This is a genomic window from Streptomyces sp. CB02261, from assembly GCF_001905665.1.
Taxonomy (GTDB): Bacteria; Actinomycetota; Actinomycetes; order Streptomycetales; family Streptomycetaceae; genus Streptomyces.
Genome location: NZ_LIVX01000011.1, coordinates 216271 through 236613, shown reverse-complemented (window position 1 = coordinate 236613; position 20343 = coordinate 216271). Strand labels below are relative to the sequence as shown.

Below are 20343 nucleotides of genomic sequence, written 5' to 3'. Positions count from 1 at the left end.
TCTCACCGTGACTGTCACTGAACTGCTGTCGTACGAAGCGGCGCTCGCCGCGTACGACCCCGTCATGGGCCTCGAGGTCCATGTCGAGCTGGGTACCAAGACGAAGATGTTCTGCGGCTGCTCGACCGAGCTGGGCGCGGACGCCAACTCGCAGACGTGCCCCACCTGTCTCGGCCTGCCCGGCTCGCTCCCGGTCGTCAACGCGATCGGCGTCGAGTCCGCCATCAAGATCGGCCTCGCGCTGAACTGCGAGATCGCCGAGTGGTGCCGCTTCGCCCGGAAGAACTACTTCTATCCGGACATGCCGAAGAACTTCCAGACCTCCCAGTACGACGAGCCGATCGCCTTCAACGGCTACCTGGACGTCCAGCTGGAGGACGGCGAGGTCTTCCGCGTGGAGATCGAGCGCGCCCACATGGAGGAGGACACCGGCAAGTCCACCCACATCGGTGGAGCGACCGGCCGCATCCACGGCGCCTCGCACTCGCTGCTCGACTACAACCGGGCCGGCATCCCGCTGATCGAGATCGTCACCAAGCCGATCGAGGGCGCGGGCGAGCGGGCCCCCGAGGTCGCCAAGGCGTACGTCGCCGAGCTGCGCGAGCTGATCCGCGCCCTCGGTGTCTCCGACGCGCGCATGGACAAGGGCCAGATGCGCTGCGACGTGAACCTGTCGCTGCGCCCGCACGGCACCAAGACCTTCGGCACCCGCTCGGAGACGAAGAACGTCAACTCGCTCCGTTCGGTGGAGCGCGCGGCGCGCTTCGAGATCCAGCGCCACGCGGCCGTGCTCACCTCCGGTGGCACGATCGTGCAGGAGACCCGTCACTTCCACGAGGACGACGGCTCCACCACCGCAGGGCGCATCAAGGACAACGCCGAGGACTACCGGTACTTCCCGGAGCCCGACCTCGTCCCCGTCGCCCCGGCCCGCGCCTGGGTCGAGGAGCTCCGTCAGGGCCTCCCCGAGCTGCCGCGCGTGCGCCGCAACCGGCTCCGCGAGGAGTGGGGCGTGTCCGAGCTGGACATGCAGTCCATCCTCAACGCGGGCGCGGTCGACGCGATCGTCGCCACGATCGAGGCGGGCGCGGACGCGGCCTCGGCACGCAAGTGGTGGATGGGCGAGCTCGCCCGCAACGCCAACGAGCAGGGCGTCTCCCTGGAGGAGCTGGCCATCACCCCGGCCGACGTGGCCCGGGTCTCGGCCCTGGTCGCCTCCGGTGACCTCAACGACAAGCTGGCCCGTCAGGTCATCGAGGGCGTTCTCGCCGGCGAGGGCACCCCGGACGCGGTCGTCGAGAAGCGCGGTCTGAAGGTCGTCTCCGACGACGGCGCCCTCGGCACGGCGGTCGAGGAGGCCATCGCGGGCAACGCGGCGATCGCCGACAAGATCCGCGGTGGCAAGGTCGCGGCGGTCGGCGCCCTGGTCGGCGCGGTCATGAAGGCGACCCGCGGTCAGGCGGACGCGGCGAAGGTCAAGGACCTGATCCTGGAGAAGCTGGGCGTCAGCGAGGGCTGAGCCTCTTCCCGTACGTCAGGGGGACGGCCCCGCACCGGAGTTCCGGTGCGGGGCCGTCCGCGCGTCCGCGCCACCGCTTGAAAGAGGGCGCCCTGCCTGCGGCTGTGATCATGGCCGGAAAGCGCTTGGATTTCCGTCCCCTCCTCTTGGACGTTCACCGCCGCGCCCCCGTCGGGTCTTCTCGCCGTCACCCCGTCTCACTACCGTCCCCGGCGTACCACCCAATGGCTCGAAGGCGAACCATTGGCCGTCGACTGGAGGTCGGTCTTGTCATCGGAGATGTCCCGCAGAAGGCTCCTCGCACTGGGTGGAGGCGCCCTCGGTGTCGCCGCCACCGGCTCGCTGCTGCCGCCGTCGTTGCAGGCCGCGATGGCCGCGGAGCCCCCGGCAGGGGGGATGTCGGCGGTCCGGCACGTGGTGATCCTGATGCAGGAGAACCGATCCTTCGATCACTACTTCGGCACCCTCCGCGGTGTCCGCGGATTCGGCGACCGCAATGCCATTGAACTTCCCTCCGGCGCACCGGTGTTCGAACAGCCGGCCGCGCTCGGCCGGACCGTGCTGCCGTTCCCGATCCGCGGCGCAGCCGAGACCCAGAAGAAGGACCTCCAGTACATCGGGGACCTCGACCACTCCTGGGGCGGCGGCGGCAAGGCCTGGCGCGGAGGCTGGATGGACGGATGGGTCTCGGCCAAGACCGCCGCCACCATGGCGTACTACGACCGGCAGGACATCCCCCTGCACTACGAGCTCGCCGACACCTTCACCGTCTGCGACGCCTACCACTCGTCCATCCACACCTCGACGAGCCCCAACCGCAACCACCTCTGGTCCGGCTGGACCGGCTTCGAGGCCGACGGCAGCCGGGCCGTCACCAACGCCGCGTACGCCGAGGGCACCCACCCCGGCTACGGCTGGCCCACCTACGCCGAGCGCCTCGAAGCCGCCGGACGCAGCTGGAAGACGTACACCGAGTGGGAGAACTTCACCGACAACAACATCGAGTTCTTCACCACCTTCAAGAAGATCGCCCGCAAGGCGCTCGCGCACACCGGCGGGCACACCTTCATGGAGTCCTTCTACGCCGCCGTACGCGACACCGACGACACCACCGAGCGCACCCGTCTCCTCGGCCTCCTGGAGAAGGGCGTCGCCACCCTCACCGAGGCGGAACGCTCCCTCTTCGAGCGCGGGCTGCGCCGGGTCGAGAGCGGCACCCTCGCCGACGCCTTCCGCGCCGACGTCGCCGCCGGCACCCTCCCCGAGGTCTCGTACCTCGTGCCCTCCGCGATCGACTCCGAGCACCCCGGCTCCTCCTCGCCGATCGCCTCCGCCACCCTCGTCTACAAGGTGCTCGACGCCCTCGGCGCGCACCCGGACGTGTGGCGCCACACCGTCGTCCTGATCAACTACGACGAGAACGACGGTTTCTTCGACCACGTGCCGCCGCCGGTCCCGCCGGCCGGGAACACGGACGAGCGCTGGAAGGGTCAGCCCACCGGCCTCGGCATCCGCGTCCCGCTGCTCGTCGTCTCGCCCTGGTCGGTCGGCGGCTACGTCTGCTCCGAGACCTTCGACCACACCTCGGTGATCCGCTTCCTGGAGCGGCTCACGGGCATCCGGGAGCCCAACATCACCCCCTGGCGCCGGGCCGTCACCGGCGACCTCACCTCCGCCTTCGACTTCACGCGCGGCCGCCGCCTGCCCGACGTCGAGCAGCCCGGCCCGATCCCGCCCTTCTCCGGCCGCTGGCGGCCCCAGCCCCCGACCGTCCAGCGGATGCCGGCGCAGGAGCCCGGCGTCCGCCGCGCCCGCCCTCTGCCGTACCAGCCGGACGCCTCCGCGACCGTCGCGGCCGGCTCCGTCACCGTGGCGCTGAGCAACCGGGGCAAGGCGAGCGCGCACTTCGCGCTCTACCCGTACGCGGGCGAGTTCGCCGTCCCGCAGCACCAGGACGTCAGGGGCACGGGGGAGTGGACCGTCCCCGTTCCGGGTGATCACTACCGCTTCACGATCACCGGCCCCAACGGCTTCCGGCGCGAGTTCGAGGGCCCCGCCGCGGGCGGCGCCGAACTCGCCTCGCGGATCGACCACCACGACCGTGACCTGCACCTCACCGTACGGAACACCGGACCCGCGCCGCTCTCCTTCACGGTCAGGCCGCTGGGGTACGTGGACGAGGCCGACCTCGGCGACTGGACCCGGACGGTCACCGTCAAGCCCGGCCGGACCCGTACCGTCGTGCACTCGGCCTCCGACGCGCACGGCTGGTACGACGTGGAGGTGACCGCCGCCGACGGCTTCCGCCGCCGGCTCATGGGACACATCGAGAACGGCCGCCCGAGCGTCTCCGGCTGAGCGCCCGCGGTGAGCCGTGGTGCCCGGGGGGCCGGGACTTCGGTCCCGAACCCCCCGGCACGCCTGTGAGTATCGACACGAAACGGGCAAACGATCACGTTTGGCTGCCAGAGTGGGCCCTCTATAGGTCATGTGTTCCTCTCGGGCCGTTCCCGTGAAGGAGCCAGGAACCATCCAGGGAGCACGTCCTTTGGCAGCCATCGCACGGTGGTGCGTCACGCACCGCCTCGTCGCCGTCCTCCTGTGGCTCGTCGCCCTCGTCGGGGTCGGCACCGCGGCGGCCGTCGCCGGCAGCGCGTACTCCAACGACTACGAGGTCCCCGGCACCGAGTCGGGCCGTGCCACCGCCCTCCTCGACCGCGGCTTCGACGGCCTCGGCGGCGACAGCGACACCATCGTCTGGCACACCGACCGGGGCAGCGTCCGCGCGGACGCCGTCGAACAGCGCGTCACCGCGATGCTCGACAAGGTCGCCGAACTGCCCGGCATCGCGGCCGTGACCTCGCCGTACGGTGACGACCGGAGCCAGGTCAGCGAGGACGGACACACCGCCTACGCCACGGTCACCTTCCACGAGCAGGCCGACGACATCCCCCAGGCGCAGGTACGCGCCCTCGTCGACACGGCCGAGTCCGCCGAGAACGAGGCCGCGGGACTCTCCGTCGAGCTCGGCGGCAGCGCCGTCGCCCTCACCGAGGCCCCCGGCGGCCACATCGCCGAAGTCGTCGGCGTCGCCGTCGCCGCCGTCGTCCTCTTCCTCGCCTTCGGCTCCCTCGCCGCCTCCGCGCTCCCCATAGCGACCGCGCTCGTCAGCGTCGGCATCGCCTACTCCGGGATCGTGCTCCTCGGCCACCTGATGACCGTCGCCGACTTCGCCCCCATGCTCGGCATGCTCGTCGGCCTCGGCGTCGGCATCGACTACGCCCTCTTCATCGTCACCCGGCACCGCAGAGGCCTGAAACGCGGCCTGTCCGTCGCGGAGGCCGCCGAGACCGCCGTCGCCACCACCGGCCGTGCCGTCGTCTTCGCCGGCGCCACCGTCTGCATCGCCCTCCTCGGCATGCTGATCCTGCGGCTCAGCTTCCTCAACGGCGTCGCCATCGCGGCCTCCCTCACCGTCGTCCTCACGGTCGCCGCCTCCGTCACCCTCCTCCCGGCGCTGCTCTCCTTCATCGGCGTCCGGGCGCTGTCCCGGCGCGAACGGCGGGCGCTCGCCGAACACGGCCCCCAGCCCGAGCTGCCCACCGGCTTCGCCGCCCGCTGGTCCGCCTTCGTCGAGCGGCACCCCAAGCTCCTCGGCCTGGTCGCCGTCCTCGTCATGGGCGTCCTGGCGCTGCCCACGTTCTCGCTCCACCTCGGCACCTCCGACCAGGGCAACAACCCGGCCGCCGCGACCACGCGCAAGGCGTACGACCTGATCGCCGACGGCTTCGGGCCCGGGGTCAACGGCCCGCTCACCCTCGTCGCCGGGCTCGACGGCGCCGACGACCGGGTCGCCCTCGACCAGCTGCCGGCCGCGCTCTCCGCCACCCGCGGGGTCGCCTCCGTCTCCCCGGTCACCTACAACAGCTCCGGCGACACCGCCGTCCTCACCGTCGTCCCCGACTCCTCGCCCCAGTCCAGGGCCACCAGCGAGCTCGTCGACCGGCTCCGGGCGGACGTCCTCCCGAAGGCCGAGGCGGGCACCTCCCTCGACGTCCACGTCGGCGGCCTCACCGCCTCGTACGACGACTTCGCCGAGGTCATCATCGGCAAGCTGCCGCTCTTCGTCGGGGTCGTCATCGCCCTCGGCTGTCTGCTCCTCCTCCTCGCCTTCCGCTCGATCGGCATCCCGCTCAAGGCCGCCGCCATGAACGTCGCGGCCGTCGCCGCCGCCTTCGGCGTCGTCGTGGCGATCTTCCAGTGGGGCTGGGGGAGCGAACTGATCGGCCTCGGCAGCGCCGGCCCGATCGAGCCCTTCCTCCCCGTGATCATGGTCTCCGTGCTCTTCGGACTCTCCATGGACTACCAGGTCTTCCTGGTCAGCCGGATGTACGAGGAGTGGCTGGAGACCGGCGACAACCGGCGGGCGGTCCGGGTCGGCCTCGCCGAGACCAGCCGTGTGATCAACTCCGCCGCCGTCATCATGATCTCCGTCTTCCTCGCCTTCGTCCTCTCCGGCGACCGGGTCATCGCGATGTTCGGCATCGCGCTCGCGGCGGCCGTCGCCCTCGACGCCTTCGTGCTCCGCACCCTCCTCGTCCCCGCCCTCATGCACCTCCTCGGGGGCGCGAACTGGTGGCTGCCGCGCTGGCTCGACCGCCGGCTGCCGCGGATCAGCATCGAACCCCCCGAGAGCCGCGAGGCCGCCGACGCGCGTGCGAAGATCCCTACGCAGCGCGTGACGGTCCCGGCCGTGGAGGAGAGGAACGACGATGTTCGCGATATCCCTGGGTGACGACGGCGCCGAGCTGAGGCCCCTGGAGCCCTGGCAGGCCGAGGAGTTCCTGACCCACATGGACCGGGGACGGGACTTCGTCGGGCAGCACATCGCCCTGGCGGACGCCGTCGCCGACCTGGACTCCGCCCGCTCCTTCCTCCGCTCGTACGCCGAGAAGGCCGCGAACGACACCGGACGCATCTACGGCATCTGGGCCGGGGGCACGCTCGTCGGCGGCGTCCTCTTCCGGACCATGGACGTGACGCACGGGACCGCCGAGGCGGGCTGCTGGCTGGAACCCTCCGCCGCGGGCAAGGGCCTGATCACCCGGGCCTGCCGGGTCATCATCGACTGGGCGGTCGAGGAGCGCGGCATCCACCGCGTCGAATGGCGCGCCTCCGCGAAGAACGGGCCGAGCATCGCCGTCGCCCGCCGCCTCGGCATGACGCGGGAGGGCGTCCTGCGGGAGAACTACCCGCACCGCGGCACCCGCGCGGACACCGAGCTCTGGGCCGTCCTCGCCACGGAGTGGCGCGCGGCGAAGGCCGAGGCGTCTTAAGACGGCTCTCATGTGTGCCCCCTAGCGTGCGCCGCATGGACACCAAGACGACGACAGAGAAGACCGGCGAGAGCGCGGAGAGCGCGAAGACCGCCGAGGCGGACGCCCCGGCGGAGGCCGTCGAGGCCGCGCCCGCAGGGGAGCCGCTCGACGGCCACGGCACCGAGCCGCTCGACGAGGACGCGGACGACCAGGACACGGACGACGAGCTCGCCGCGGAGGCCGCCCCCGCCTCCGCCGGCATCGGCGGCGCCGCCGCGGCCGTGGTCTCCGCCGCCCTCGGGGCCGTCGCCCTGACCGGCACCTGGACCGGCAAGGTCGTCGCCGAGCGCGAGACCCTCATCGGGCAGATCAAGACCTCCGGGACCGGTACCCCCGCCCAGCAGATCTCCGAGATCTACGGCGACGCCTGGCACACCACCGCCCTGGTGAACGGCGTCTTCGCCTTCGTCGCCCTGTTCGTCGCCGTCCTCGTCCTCGTCCTCCCCGGGCGCCCCGCCTGGGTCCGCGCGGTCGCCGTCGCGGGCGCCGTCCTGGGCGGCATCGGACTGCTCCTGTCCGCCGGTACCTACTTCGACCTGTTCCTGAGCCTCCCCAGCGCCGGATCCTGAGACCGCCTAAGGCCCTCCTGAGGCCCGCCTAAGGACCCCCGTACGCCGAACATGCGGAACACGCCCGATGTGGCCGCAGCCCCTGGGACACGACAGTAGAGGCATCGCAGGAAGCGATACCGACACCGCGGAAGACCAGGGAGCACCCCGATGTTCGAGTACGAACTCCACCGCATGAACCACGCCCAGCTCGTCCGCGAGGCCGCCGCCCAGCGGCTGTCCCACGCGGCCGCCGAGTCGGGCGGCACCACCCGGGGCCTGCGCCGCCTCGGCCGCAGCAGCGGGAGCCAGGACTCGGAGGGGCGGGTGAGCGGCGACGGACGCGGCCGCTTCGTCCGGGCCGCGTGACACCCGTATGAACCAGGGCACGGACGTCTGTGCGATGCTCGGCGCCGTGGAGACCAGGTCAGTCAGCCCCGTGTTCGTCGGCCGCGCCGGCGAACTCACCGCCCTCACCGAGGCGCTCTCCCGTGCGGACGCGGGAGAGCCCCAGGCCCTGCTCGTCGGCGGTGAGGCGGGGGTCGGCAAGACCCGGCTGATCGAGGAGTTCCTCGACACGGCCTGCGGCCGGGGCGCCGTCGTCGCGCTCGGCGGCTGCGTCGAACTCGGCGCCGACGGACTGCCCTTCGCCCCCTTCGCCACCGCGCTGCGCTCGCTCCGCCGCCGGCTCCCCGGTGAACTCACCGAGGCCGCCGACGGCCAGGAGGGCGAACTCGCCCGCCTGCTGCCCGAACTGGGCGACCCCGGACACCACGACTCCTCCGACGAGGACTCCACCGCCCGCCTCTTCGAACTGACCGTACGGCTCCTGGAACGCCTCGCCGCCGACCGTACGATCGTGCTCGTCCTCGAGGACCTGCACTGGGCCGACGCCTCCACCCGGCACCTCCTCACCTATCTCCTGCGGACCCTCCGCCGCGGCCGGATCGTGGTCGTCGCCAGCTACCGCGCCGACGACATCCACCGCCGCCACCCCCTGCGCCCCCTCCTCGCCGAACTCGACCGGCTCCGCACCATCCGCCGCATCGAACTCGCCCGCTTCACCCGCGTCGAGGTGCACCGCCAGCTCACCGGCATCCTCGCCGCCGAACCCGACCCCGGTCTCGTCGAAGAGGTCTTCGAGCGCTCCGACGGCAACGCCTTCTTCGTGGAGGAGCTCGTCGTCTCCCACGAGGCCGGCTGCGCGCCCGGCCAGCTCAGCGACTCCCTGCGCGACCTCCTGCTCGTCCGGGTCGAGACGCTCCCCGAGGACGCCCAGCAGGTCGCCAGGATCGTCGCCGAGGGCGGCTCCACCGTCGAGTACGGCCTGCTCGCCGCCGTGTCCCGGCTCACCGAGGACGAACTCATCGAAGCGCTGCGGGCCGCCGTCGGCGCCAACATCCTGCTCGCCGTCCCCGACGGCGACGGCTACCGCTTCCGCCACTCCCTCGTCCGCGAGGCCGTCAGCGACGACCTGCTGCCCGGCGAACGCTCCCGCCTCAACCGGCGCTACGCCGAAGCCCTGGAGGCCGACCCCGGGCTCGTCCGGGCCGACGAGCGGGCCACCCGGCTCGCCACGTACTGGTACCACGCGCACGACCCGGCCAAGGCCCTGCCCGCCGTCCTCCGCGCCTCCGTCGAGACCCGCAAGCGCCACGCCTACGCCGAGCAGCTCCGGCTCCTCGAACGGGCCATGGAACTCTGGGACGAGGTCCCCGTCGAGGCCCGGCGCTCGCTCCGGCCCATCGACTACGCCGAGGCCTACCCGCCCTGCGGCTGCGACCCCGAGACCAGCGCCCTCAGCTACGTCGACCTGCTCGCCGAGGCGGCCGTCGCCGCCCGCCTCAGCGGCGACCGCGAACGCGCTCTGAAGATCGGCAAGATGGCACTCCGCCTCCTCGACAACCCGGAGGAGAAGGACCCCCTGCGCGCCGCCTGGTTCTGGACCGAGAAGGCCCGCCTCCAGTCCAACCTCGGCCGGGGCGACGGCCGGCAGGAGATCGCCCGCGCCCAGGAACTCGTCAAGGGCCTGCCGCCCTCGGCCGTCCACGCCGTGGTCCTCGTCGGCGCCGCGGGCTGGGGCATGCTCCGCAACCCCGGACCCGAGGCCATCACCGCCGCGGAACGCGCCGTCGAGTACGCCCGGCTCGTCAAGGCCGAGTCCATCGAACTCAACGCCCGGCTCACCCTCGGCACCCTCATGGCCGGCGCGGGTGACGTCGAGGCGGGTCTCGCCGAGATGCACGAGGTACGGAAACGGACCAAGGCCCTCGGCCACTACACCGAGACGGCCCGCGCCCACATCAACATCGCCTCCTCCCTGGAGTCCCTCGGCCGCTCCCAGGAGGCCGTCGAACTCTGCGACACCGGCATCCGTCTCGCCCGCTCCTACGGCCTCGTCGACAGCGTCGGGTGGATCGAGGCCAACCGGGCCGAGTCGCTCTACTCCCTCGGCCGCTGGGACGAGACCCGGGAGGCCGCCGAACGGCTGCTCCGCTCGGCGACCAGCACCAAGCCCCGCGGCTCCGCCTCCCTCCGCCTCGCCCAGCTCGCCGTCGACCGGGGCGAACTCGACGCGGCCGGCGGCCACCTCGCCGACGCCCGCACCGTCTACGGCACCCGCGACCCCATCCCCCAGTACACCCTGCCCATGAGCCAGGTCGAGATCGCCGTGGCCGCCGCCGAGGGGCGCGTCGCCGACGTGCGGCCCCGGCTCGCCGCCGCCGAACAGGGCGGTTTCCCGCCCAGCACCCACCGCTACGGCTGGCCGCTCGTCCTCACCGCCGTCACCGCCGAGGCCGACACCCGGGGGCTTCCCGCCGCCGACGAGGGCCGCGCCGAGGCGCTCGACGCGATCCGCCGCTGCCTCCGCGGCCTCGCCGCCCCGGCCCCCGTCTGGGCCGCCTACGCCCGCCAGGTCTCCGAGGAGCTCGCCCGCGCCGAGGGCCGCGAGTCCGCCGCCCGCTGGGCCGAGGTCGTCGCTGCCTGGGAACCGCTGGAGCGCCCCGCCCAGCTGGCCCGAGCCCGCCACCGCCTCGCCGACGCCCTGCTGGTCGAAGGAGGCCACCGTGAGGAGGCCACGGCCCTGCTCCGGGAGGCCCACGCCACCGCCATTCGCCTCGGCGCCCGCCCGCTCCGCGAGGACGTGGAACTCCTGGCCGCCCGCGCCCGCCTCTCCCTGACCCCCGAGAAGCCGTCTCAGGAGCCGGCGGAGGCCGCGGACGACACCTTCGGTCTGACTCCCCGGGAACAGGACGTCCTGGGCCTGGTCGCGGCCGGCCGCACCAACCGCCAGATCGCCGAGGAGCTGTTCATCTCCCCCAAGACGGCCAGCGTCCACGTCTCCAACATCCTGGCGAAGCTCGGCGTCGCCGGCCGCGGCGAGGCCGCCGCCCTGGCCCACCGCCTCCACCTCCTCGACCCGGCCCTCTGACGCCCGCGCCCCCTGCGCGCCGCTCGCCGCCCGGTCCGAGCCCGGCTCCGGCCCTCAGCTCACCTCCAGCCGGAGGATCCTGTCGTCCCCCTCCTCGGGCGTGCCCCGGGTGTCGGTCTCGCTGGTCACCAGCCAGAGCCGCCCGCCGCCCTCAGCCAGGACCGTGCGCAGGCGCCCGTACTCCTCGGTCAGGAACGCCTCGGGGTCCGCCGCGAGCTTCGTGCCGGAGAGCGGGACCCGCCACAGCCGCTCCCCTCTGAGCCCGGCCATCCAGATCGCGCCCCGCGCGTACGCGATCCCGCTGGGGGAGGCCTCCGAGGTCGGCCACTGGGCCACCGGGTCCACGAAGCCGGCCCGCCCGGCACGTCCCTCGACCTCCGGCCAGCCGTAGTTCCTGCCGGACTCGATCAGGTTCAGCTCGTCCCAGGTGTTCTGCCCGAACTCGGCGGCCCACAGGCGCCCTGCCGTGTCCCAGGCGATTCCCTGCACATTGCGGTGCCCGTACGAATAGACCACCGATCCGGCGGACGGGTTGCCCGGCGCCGGCGCGCCCTCCGGTGTCATCCGCAGGATCTTCCCGCCGAGCGAGGCCCGGTCCTGGGCGAGACCGGTCCTGCCCGTCTCGCCCGTCCCCGCGTACAGCATGCCGTCAGGCCCGAACGCGATCCGCCCGCCGTTGTGCACGACCCCCTTCGGGATGCCCGTCAGCACCGGCTCCGGAGCGCCGAGCCGGTCCCCGTCCCCGTACCGCATGCGCACGATGCGGTTGTCGGACTCCGCCGTCAGATACGCGTACACCCAGCCGTCCCGGACCGCGAGGCCCATGAGGCCGCCCTCGCCGCCCGGGACCACGCCCGGCACCACGCCGAGCGGGGTCTTCGCCCCGGTCCGCCCGTCGACCCGGGTGATCGTCCGCTCGTCCCGCGAGGAGACGAGCAGGTCCCCGCCCGGCAGCGCCGCGAGTCCCCAGGGCGACTTCAGCCCCTCCGTGTGGGTGCCCTTCGCCGCCGCCCCGCCCTTCGCGGGAGCCGTCCCCGGGGCCGGGGACCCGGACGGGGCCGCGCTCACGGTCGCGGTCGCCGTGACGGACGTCGGCGGGGCCGTACCCGGGGGGTCCTCCGCACCCCCCGAGGAGCAGCCCGCCACCAGGACCAGCACGGCGGCGCCCCACAGGGCCTTCACAACAGCAGGACGGCTCATGGCACGGTCCCCTTCGACGAGTCGAGCGGCATCCCTTCACCCTTGATACACCGCTCGCCGCTATCAGGTTCCCTCCCGCCGTCGAAGATCGCCGCACCTCAGTCCCAGGACCCCCGGGGCGCCGGAAGCCCCGCGATCTCCGCCAGGTCCTCCGCGGTCAGCCGCAGCCCGGCCGCCCGGGCGTTCTCCACCGCCCACCGCTCCCGCTTCGCCCCCGGCACCGGCACGACGTGCGGCCCCCGGCCGAGCACCCACGCCAGCGCCACCTGCGCCGGCGTGACGTCCGCCCCGTGCCGCGCGGCCACCCGCCGCAGCCCCGCCACGAGCGGCTGGTTCGCCGCCATCATCTCGGCGGTGAACCGGGGGTGCCGGGCCCGCGGATCGTCCCGCTCGAAGCCGCTGCCCGGGGTGAGCGTCCCCGTCAGGTAACCGTTCCCCAGCGGCATCGCCGCCAGGAAGCCGACGCCCCGCGCGGCGCACCACGGCAGCAGCCGCACCAGCGCCTCCTGCGACCACACCGACAGCTCGGCCTCCACCGCCGCCACCGGGAACACCTGCTGGACCCGCTCCAACTGGCGGATCGTTCCCTCGTACCCGTCACGGCCGGCGCCCGCCGCACCCCGGCGGGCCGACCGCGCGCCGACCGCGCACAGACCGAGCGCCCGCACCTTGCCCGCCGAGACCAGCTCGGCCATCGCGCCCCAGGTCTCCTCGACCGGCACCTCGGGGTCGGCGCGGTGCAGCTGGTACAGGTCGATCACATCGGTCTGGAGCCGCCGCAGGGAGGCGTCGCAGGCCCGACGCACGTACCCCGGCCTGCCGTTGGCGACCACGTGCTGGTCGCCGACGAGCAGTCCGCACTTCGTCGAGACGAAGGCGTCCGCCCGTCGCTCCTTCAACGCCCGCCCCACGAGCAGCTCGTTGGTGAACGGCCCGTACATGTCGGCGGTGTCGAGCAGGCTCACCCCGGCGTCCAGCGCCGCGTGCACCGTCCGCAGCGAGCGGTCCCCCCGCTGTTCCGAACGGCTGTACGCCCAGCTCATCGGCATGCACCCCAGGCCGATCGCACCCACGTCGAGCGCCGTCGCCCCGATAGTCCTGCGCTCCACCTGCCGGTACCCCTCCCTGTGCCGTCCCCCAAAGTAACCAATGGGGCCCGGGATTCTTCGCATAGCCTCCCGGTCATGAGACGCGAAGACATGACCGCTGACGTGTGGCTTCCGATTCCCGCGGACGAGATCGAGGGCCTCCCCGAACCGGGTACGTCGGGCCTGAACTACCGCTTCTGGGACGGGGGACCGGACTTCCCCGCCGACCCGGCGCACTGCGCCTTCTACGTCGTCCCGTACATGAAGGGCACGGAGATCGCCGTCCGGCCGCTGGCCGCGATGACCTCGGTCCGGGCCGTGCAGACGCTGTCCGCCGGCATCGACCACGTCACGCCCGGCATCCCCTCGCTGCCGCCCGGCGTCGCTCTCTGCAACGCGAAGGGCGTCCACGAGGCCAGCACCGCCGAACTCACGCTCGCGCTGATCCTGGCCTCGCTCCGCGACATCCCGGGCTTCGTCCGCGGCCAGGACGCCGAGGAGTGGCGGGCCGGCTTCTACCCGGCGCTCGCCGACAAGTCCGTCCTGATCGTCGGGTACGGATCCATCGGCGCCGCCATCGAGGACCGGCTCGCGCCCTTCGAGTGCGCGCGGGTGGCGCGCGTCGCACGCTCCGCGCGCACCACAGCGCGCGGTCGGGTCCACGCCCTGACGGAGTTGCCCTCACTGCTCCCGGAGGCGGACGTCGTCGTGCTCTCCACGCCGCTCACGCCCGGGACCAGGCATCTCGCCGACGCCGGCTTCCTGGCCCGGATGAAGGACGGGGCGCTCCTCGTGAACGTCGCCCGCGGACCGGTCGTGGACACGGCCGCCCTGCTCAAGGAGGTCGAGAGCCGACGGATCACGGCGGCGCTCGACGTCACCGATCCGGAACCGCTGCCCGCCGGGCACCCGTTGTGGCACGCTCCCGGTGTCCTGATCAGTCCTCACGTGGGGGGTTCGACCTCGGCCTTCATGCCGCGCGCGAAGCGGCTCGTGGCGGGGCAGCTGCGGCGGTTCGTGGCGGGCGAGGAACTGGTGAACGTCCTCCTCACCACCGGCTGAGCCGCGTCGGTCCGCGCCGCGACCCGCCGTCGCGGGTGTGGCGGGAGCGCCGCGGGGAAGGCGCCCGGGAGGAGCCCCGGTTGGGCCGGTCGGGTGGTGAGCGCCCCCGACACGCGCTGCGTACAAGCCCCAGGCCGTCACGCAGAGTACTGCGACCCTGTCCCTGAGTGACGGTCCTGGTGTATCGTCCCGGAGCGGGGGACTGCGTCGAGTACGGGCTGACGCTGGGGAGCGACGTGACGGGACATCAGATTCCGAGGGGGGCGACGGGTGAGGCACGGCCGGAGGACCGACGATCCGACGGGGCGACGCCGCCACCGGCGAGCCTTCCGCGCCTCGCCACCGGCCTCACCCGAGCCGTCCCGGACCAGACCGCGCCCCACCGCGCGCCCCGCCCCGCCGCACCGCCGGACACCGCACGGGACTCCGGACCGGACACCGACGACCGCGACGGGCACGCCTCCGGGCGGGCCGACGAGCCGCCGGCGCGCCCGCACGACGCGGCCGGGTGCGCCGGTGCGATCCCGGAGGGCCCGGTGAACGCGCCCGGGGCGGTCCTCGCGCGCCGTGCCGTCGGCGACGACTCCGGCCGCCCCGCCCCCGGTCGCCCCGGCACCGGAGGGGTCGTCGCCCAGATCGCCCTGGGGCTGATCTGCGCGGGCTACACGACCGGCGCCTCGCTCGGCTGGGGCTCACCGGAAGTCGCCCTCTTCATGGGCGACTTCGGACTCAGCGCCGCCGCCCTCACCGCCGCGGTCTCCTGCTTCCTCTACGCCCGCACCCACCGGGGCAGCGCCCGCCCCGCCTGGCTGCTCTTCGCCTTCTCCTCCTTCATGGCCGCCGCGGGCAACGCCGTGTGGGGGTGGTACGAGGTCGTGCTCCGCACGGAAGTGCCCGACTCCTCCGTCGCCGACCTCTTCTTCTTACTGTTCGCACCGCCGGCCATCGTCGGCCTCCTCGTCCTCGCCAAGAAGCCCGTCACCCGGGCCGGCTGGGTCTGCCTCGGGCTCGACGCCTGGCTCATCGGCGGCTCCCTGCTCACGCTCTCCTGGAGCCTCGCCCTCGCCCGTACCGCCCACGTCCAGGACGAGTCCGTCGCCCAGTCGGCGCTGTCGCTGGCGTACCCGCTGCTCGACATCGTCCTCGTGAGCATGGTCCTGGTCCTGCACTTCCGGCGCTCCCAGGCGAACCGCTCGGCGACCAACACCGCGATCGCCGCGCTCGCCCTGACCGTCCTGTGCGACGCCCTGTTCACCTCGCCGCTGCTGCGCGAGAACTACGCCTCGGGCCAGCTGCTCGACGCCGGCTGGTTCGCCGGCTCCCTGCTGCTCGCCTACGCGCCCTGGGGAGTGCGCCGGCTCCCGGACAGCGCCGCGCCCGCGCGCGGACCGTGGCTCCACAGCCGTCCGGTCGCCGGATCGCTCGCGGCCCTCACGCCGTACCTCGCCGCGGCGGTCTGCACCCTCGGCATCCTCTACAACGTCGTCGAGGGACGCCGGGTCGACCGTGTCGTCGTCCTCACCGGCTGCGCGGTCGTCCTCGCCCTGGTCGTACGGCAGGGCATCATGCTCCTCGACAACATCGCCCTCACCCAGGAACTCGCCCACAAGGAGAACCACTTCAGGTCGCTCGTCCAGGGATCGAGCGACGTCATCATGATCGCCGCGCCGACCGGGATCCTGCGCTACGTCAGCCCCGCGGCCTCCGGTGTGTACGGACGGGACGCCGAGGAGCTGATCGGTTCCGAGCTGGCCTCGCTCATCCATCCCGAGGACCTCGGCGCCGTCGTCCACGAGGTACGGCGTTTTCTGGCCGCCTCGCCCGCCGAGGAGCCCACCACCCGGATCGAGTGCCGTTTCCGCTCGGGCCGCGGCGACTGGCTCCACGTCGAGTCGACGGTCAACCGGCACCAGGGCGGTCTGATCTTCAACAGCCGGGACGTCACCGAGCGGGTACGCCTCCAGGCCCAGCTCCAGCACAACGCCGAGCACGACCCGCTGACCGACCTGCCCAACCGGGCGCTCTTCACCCGGCGCGTCCGCCAGGCCCTCGGCGGCCGTCGCGCCTCCGACCCCGGCACCGCGGTGCTCTTCATCGACCTCGACGGCTTCAAGGCGGTCAACGACCGCCTCGGCCACCAGGCGGGCGACGACCTCCTCGTCCAGGCCGCCCGGCGCCTCCACGACTCCGTACGGGCCGGGGACACGGCCGCCCGGCTCGGCGGCGACGAGTTCGCCGCCCTCATCCTCGGGGACGGCGGCCGCGACCAGGCGGCCCGCCGGAGCCAGGTCGAGGAGATCGCCGACCGGCTGCGGCTCACCCTCTCCCGGCCGTACCGCCTCGACGGCGGTAACGAGGTGCGGGTCGCCGCCTCCATCGGGGTCGCCTTCGCCGAGCCGGGCATGGAGGCCGGAGACCTCCTGCGCAACGCCGACCTCGCCATGTACCGGGCCAAGGCGGCCGGCAAGGACCGCGTCGAGCTCTACGCGCCCCAGATGCAGGCCGAGGTGGTACGCCGGACGGAACTGGCAGCCCGGCTGCGGACCGCCCTCCACGACGGCGAGTTCGCCCTCCTCCACCAGCCGGTCGTCGACCTCGCCACCGGCCGGATCTCCGCCGTCAGCGCCCAGGCGCGCTGGAGATCCGCCCAGGGCATCCTCTTCACCCCCGCCGAGTACCTCCGGGTCACCGACGACGGCGAGCGCACCGCCGAGATCGGCCGCTGGCTGCTCGAAGCGGCCGTCGAGCAGGCCGCCGAGCGGGCGGGAATCGGCCACCGCACACCCGTGTCCATCCGGCTCTCGGCCAGTCGGCTCCTGGACCGCTCGCTCCCGCTCGGCTCGATCGAGTCCCTGCTCACCCGGCACGGCCTGCCGTCCGGTTCGCTGATCGTCGAGGTGGGCGACAGCGACCCCAGGATCTCCCTCGACGAGCTGGAACAGCGCCTGATCACCCTGCGCCGCCTCGGGGTGCGGATCGCGCTCGACGGATTCGGCAGCGGACATGTCGCGATCAACGCGCTCCGACGCCTCCCCGTCGACATACTGAAGCTGGACCGGGCCCTCGTCGAGGGCGTGGTCGAGTCGGCGCGGCTGCGCAAGATCACCCGCGGGGTGCTCCGTATCGCCGGGGAGCTCGGCGTGCAGACCGTCGCCGAGGGCGTCGACGTACCGGAGCAGGTCATCGCCCTGCGGGCGATGGGCTGCGGTCACGCCCAGGGCATGGCCTTCTCGGGCCCGCTCGACGAGTACCGGCTGCGCAGAGCCCTGGTGCGGGACGAGTACCCGCTGCCCGGCCCGGTCCCCGTCCGGGTCGGAAACCGTCCCCCGATCCGCTCAAATAATGAGACGCCTGTCCCACCCACTTGACAGTGGTGAGGGCTGAGAGGGAGGGTCAGTGCCATGCGCACCCGAATTCTCGTACTTGGAAAGCGCGTCGGCTGAAGCAGGGACCCACTGGACCCCGCTCAATACGCACCCGACGCGCTCCCCTCGCTTGCCTCACGGCACGAGGGGTTTTTTGTTGCACCGGCTCCCTCCAAAGTCGCCGCAAACCCTCGTAGAACACCTCGCAAAAACCCTCTGCTTCGAGAAGAGATGCTGATGACCGACCAGGCCACCGGGCACCATCCGCAGCCGCGGCCCCGTAGCGGCGCGCAGCCCGCCATCACCGTCGAGCACGTCACGGGTGCGCAGTCCCTCATCCGTTCTCTCGAGGAAGTGGGCGCCGACACCGTCTTCGGCATCCCCGGCGGGGCGATCCTCCCGGCCTACGACCCGATGATGGACTCGAAGCGGGTGCGCCACATCCTGGTCCGCCACGAGCAGGGCGCGGGCCACGCGGCCACCGGCTACGCCCAGGCGACCGGCAAGGTCGGCGTCTGCATGGCGACCTCGGGACCCGGTGCGACCAACCTCGTCACCCCGATCGCCGACGCGCACATGGACTCCGTCCCGCTGGTCGCGATCACCGGCCAGGTCGCCTCGAAGGCGATCGGCACGGACGCCTTCCAGGAGGCGGACATCTGCGGCATCACGATGCCGATCACCAAGCACAACTTCCTCGTCACCAAGGCCGAGGACATCCCGCGGACGATCGCGGAGGCCTTCCACATCGCCTCCACCGGCCGCCCCGGCCCGGTCCTGGTCGACATCGCCAAGGACGCCCTCCAGGCGAAGACCACCTTCAGCTGGCCGCCGCAGACCGACCTGCCCGGCTACCGCCCGGTGACCAAGCCGCACGCCAAGCAGATCCGCGAGGCCGCCAAGCTGATCAGCGCGGCCAAGCGCCCCGTCCTGTACGTCGGCGGCGGTGTCCTCAAGGCCGGCGCCACCGGCGAGCTGAAGATCCTGGCCGAGCTGACCGGCGCCCCCGTCACCACCACGCTGATGGCCCTGGGCGCCTTCCCCGACAGCCACCCGCTGCACGTGGGCATGCCCGGCATGCACGGTGCGGTCACCGCCGTCACCGCGCTGCAGAAGGCCGACCTGATCGTCGCCCTCGGCGCCCGCTTCGACGACCGCGTCACCGGCAAGCTCGACAGCTTCGCCCCGTACGCCAAGATCGTCCACGCGGACATCGACCCGGCCGAGATCGGCAAGAACCGTGCCGCCGACGTCCCGATCGTCGGGGACGCCCGCGAGGTCATCGCCGACCTGATCCAGGCCGTCCAGGCCGAGCACAGCGAGGGGAACACGGGCGACTACAGCGCCTGGTGGAGCGACCTGAGCCGCTGGCGCGAGACCTACCCGCTCGGCTACGACCTGCCGGAGGACGGCAGCCTGTCGCCGCAGCAGGTCATCCAGCGCATCGGGCAGCTCGCCCCCGAGGGCACCATCTTCGCCGCCGGTGTCGGCCAGCACCAGATGTGGGCCGCCCACTTCATCGACTACGAGCAGCCGGCCACCTGGCTGAACTCCGGCGGCGCCGGGACGATGGGGTACGCGGTCCCCGCCGCCATGGGCGCCAAGGCCGGTCTGCCCGACCGCCCGGTCTGGGCGATCGACGGCGACGGCTGCTTCCAGATGACCAATCAGGAGCTCACCACCTGCGCCCTGAACAACATCCCGATCAAGGTCGCCATCATCAACAACGGCGCCCTCGGGATGGTCCGCCAGTGGCAGACCCTCTTCTACAACCAGCGGTATTCCAACACCGTCCTGCACTCCGGACCGGACGACGTCCAGGCGAACAAGGGCACCCGCGTCCCCGACTTCGTCAAGCTGTCCGAGGCCATGGGCTGCGTCGCCCTCCGCTGTGAGGACCCGGCCGACCTGGACAAGGTCATCGCCGAGGCGAACGCCATCAACGACCGGCCGGTCGTCGTCGACTTCATCGTCCACGAGGACGCCCAGGTCTGGCCGATGGTCGCCGCCGGCACCTCGAACGACGAGGTCATGGCCGCCCGGGGCGTCCGCCCCGACTTCGGCGACGGCGAAGACGACTGAAGCGCGGAACGAAGCAGAGCGAAAAGGAAGAGACCCAGACCATGTCCACCAAGCACACGCTCTCCGTTCTCGTCGAGAACACGCCCGGCATCCTCGCCCGGATCGCCGCCCTGTTCTCCCGCCGCGGCTTCAACATCGACTCCCTCGCCGTCGGCGTCACCGAGCACCCCGACATCTCCCGCATCACCATCGTGGTCAATGTCGAGGACCTGCCCCTCGAGCAGGTGACCAAGCAGCTCAACAAGCTGGTCAACGTCCTGAAGATCGTCGAACTCGAGCCCAGCGCCGCGATCCAGCGCGAGCTCGTCCTGGTGAAGGTCCGCGCCGACAACGAGACCCGCTCCCAGATCGTCGAGATCGTGCAGCTGTTCCGCGCCAAGACCGTGGACGTCTCGCCCGAGGCGGTCACCATCGAGGCCACCGGTTCGAGTGACAAGCTCGACGCGATGCTCAAGATGCTGGAGCAGTTCGGCGTCAAGGAGCTCGTCCAGTCGGGCACGATCGCCATAGGGCGTGGTTCCCGGTCCATCACGGACCGGTCCCTGCGGGCCCTCGACCGCAGCGCCTGAGAGTCATCGGAGGCGGACGGCCGGTCCACCCGGCGGTCCGACTGACGAGACCCGAAAACCTTCCTCCCGCTCCCCGCCGTACGGTGGGACGCAACACCA

The 20343-nt window shown here is 72.5% G+C and carries 13 protein-coding genes; 11 read left to right on the top strand and 2 right to left on the bottom strand.

Annotated features, from left to right (window positions below):
- Nucleotides 1-7: 7 nt before the first annotated feature.
- The 7 genes from gatB (at nt 8) to AMK29_RS30715 (ending at nt 10878) form a co-directional block, all read left to right on the top strand.
- On the top strand, nt 8-1519 hold the full coding sequence (gatB, locus tag AMK29_RS30745; RefSeq protein WP_073819175.1) for an Asp-tRNA(Asn)/Glu-tRNA(Gln) amidotransferase subunit GatB: 1512 nt from the start codon (nt 8-10) through the stop codon (nt 1517-1519).
- A gap of 267 nt (nt 1520-1786) precedes the next feature.
- On the top strand, nt 1787-3877 hold the full coding sequence (locus AMK29_RS30740; protein WP_073819173.1) for a phosphocholine-specific phospholipase C: 2091 nt from the start codon (nt 1787-1789) through the stop codon (nt 3875-3877).
- Nucleotides 3878-4067: 190 nt separating this feature from the next.
- Nucleotides 4068-6314, top strand: a complete 2247-nt coding sequence (locus AMK29_RS30735; protein ID WP_073819171.1) for an MMPL family transporter — start codon at nt 4068-4070, stop codon at nt 6312-6314.
- Entirely contained in the window at nt 6292-6855 is a 564-nt protein-coding gene (locus AMK29_RS30730) for a GNAT family N-acetyltransferase (protein ID WP_073819168.1), read from the top strand. Before AMK29_RS30735 ends, AMK29_RS30730 begins: the two co-directional genes overlap by 23 nt.
- A 35-nt stretch (nt 6856-6890) precedes the next feature.
- A complete protein-coding gene (locus tag AMK29_RS30725) occupies nt 6891-7466 on the top strand; it encodes a hypothetical protein (RefSeq protein ID WP_073819166.1) in 576 nt (191 codons plus the stop codon).
- 150 nt (nt 7467-7616) lie between these two features.
- Nucleotides 7617-7814 carry a hypothetical protein gene (locus tag AMK29_RS30720; protein WP_073819164.1) on the top strand — a complete coding sequence of 66 codons (198 nt, stop codon included), beginning with the start codon at nt 7617-7619 and terminating at the stop codon, nt 7812-7814.
- Nucleotides 7815-7821: 7 nt separating this feature from the next.
- Entirely contained in the window at nt 7822-10878 is a 3057-nt protein-coding gene (locus AMK29_RS30715) for a helix-turn-helix transcriptional regulator (protein WP_073819162.1), read from the top strand.
- A 54-nt stretch (nt 10879-10932) separates the two neighbouring features.
- Here AMK29_RS30715 and AMK29_RS30710 read toward each other — a convergent pair whose 3' ends face one another.
- Together AMK29_RS30710 and AMK29_RS30705 are read right to left on the bottom strand one after the other, a co-directional pair.
- Nucleotides 10933-12078, bottom strand: coding sequence for a PQQ-dependent sugar dehydrogenase (locus AMK29_RS30710; protein ID WP_073819161.1), 1146 nt, complete (start codon nt 12076-12078; stop codon nt 10933-10935).
- A 98-nt stretch (nt 12079-12176) separates the two neighbouring features.
- The gene (locus tag AMK29_RS30705; protein WP_073819159.1) at nt 12177-13187 is read right to left on the bottom strand and encodes an aldo/keto reductase; all 1011 of its coding nucleotides are present in this window, start codon (nt 13185-13187) and stop codon (nt 12177-12179) included.
- Between the two features lie 75 nt (nt 13188-13262).
- On the opposite strand from AMK29_RS30705, the gene AMK29_RS30700 reads away from it, so the two are divergent.
- The 4 genes from AMK29_RS30700 (at nt 13263) to ilvN (ending at nt 20244) form a co-directional block, all read left to right on the top strand.
- Nucleotides 13263-14228: a 2-hydroxyacid dehydrogenase gene (locus tag AMK29_RS30700; protein ID WP_073819157.1), complete on the top strand. Its 966-nt coding sequence runs from the start codon at nt 13263-13265 to the stop codon at nt 14226-14228.
- A gap of 536 nt (nt 14229-14764) precedes the next feature.
- On the top strand, nt 14765-17596 hold the full coding sequence (locus tag AMK29_RS30695; RefSeq protein WP_079197192.1) for an EAL domain-containing protein: 2832 nt from the start codon (nt 14765-14767) through the stop codon (nt 17594-17596).
- Between the two features lie 228 nt (nt 17597-17824).
- Nucleotides 17825-19675: an acetolactate synthase large subunit gene (locus AMK29_RS30690; RefSeq protein ID WP_073819155.1), complete on the top strand. Its 1851-nt coding sequence runs from the start codon at nt 17825-17827 to the stop codon at nt 19673-19675.
- 41 nt (nt 19676-19716) lie between these two features.
- On the top strand, nt 19717-20244 hold the full coding sequence (ilvN, locus tag AMK29_RS30685) for an acetolactate synthase small subunit (protein ID WP_024756291.1): 528 nt from the start codon (nt 19717-19719) through the stop codon (nt 20242-20244).
- The last annotated feature ends 99 nt before the right edge of the window (nt 20245-20343 follow it).

Excerpts from the sequence above, each read along its gene's own strand:
- AMK29_RS30690 (WP_073819155.1), top strand. The coding sequence starts at position 17,825 with ATGCTGATGACCGACCAGGCCACCGGGCACCATCCGCAGCCGCGGCCC.
- AMK29_RS30715 (WP_073819162.1), top strand. The coding sequence starts at position 7,822 with ATGAACCAGGGCACGGACGTCTGTGCGATGCTCGGCGCCGTGGAGACC.
- AMK29_RS30730 (WP_073819168.1), top strand. The coding sequence starts at position 6,292 with ATGTTCGCGATATCCCTGGGTGACGACGGCGCCGAGCTGAGGCCCCTG.
- AMK29_RS30710 (WP_073819161.1), bottom strand. The coding sequence starts at position 12,078 with ATGAGCCGTCCTGCTGTTGTGAAGGCCCTGTGGGGCGCCGCCGTGCTG.
- AMK29_RS30720 (WP_073819164.1), top strand. The coding sequence starts at position 7,617 with ATGTTCGAGTACGAACTCCACCGCATGAACCACGCCCAGCTCGTCCGC.
- ilvN (WP_024756291.1), top strand. The coding sequence starts at position 19,717 with ATGTCCACCAAGCACACGCTCTCCGTTCTCGTCGAGAACACGCCCGGC.
- AMK29_RS30700 (WP_073819157.1), top strand. The coding sequence starts at position 13,263 with ATGAGACGCGAAGACATGACCGCTGACGTGTGGCTTCCGATTCCCGCG.
- AMK29_RS30725 (WP_073819166.1), top strand. The coding sequence starts at position 6,891 with ATGGACACCAAGACGACGACAGAGAAGACCGGCGAGAGCGCGGAGAGC.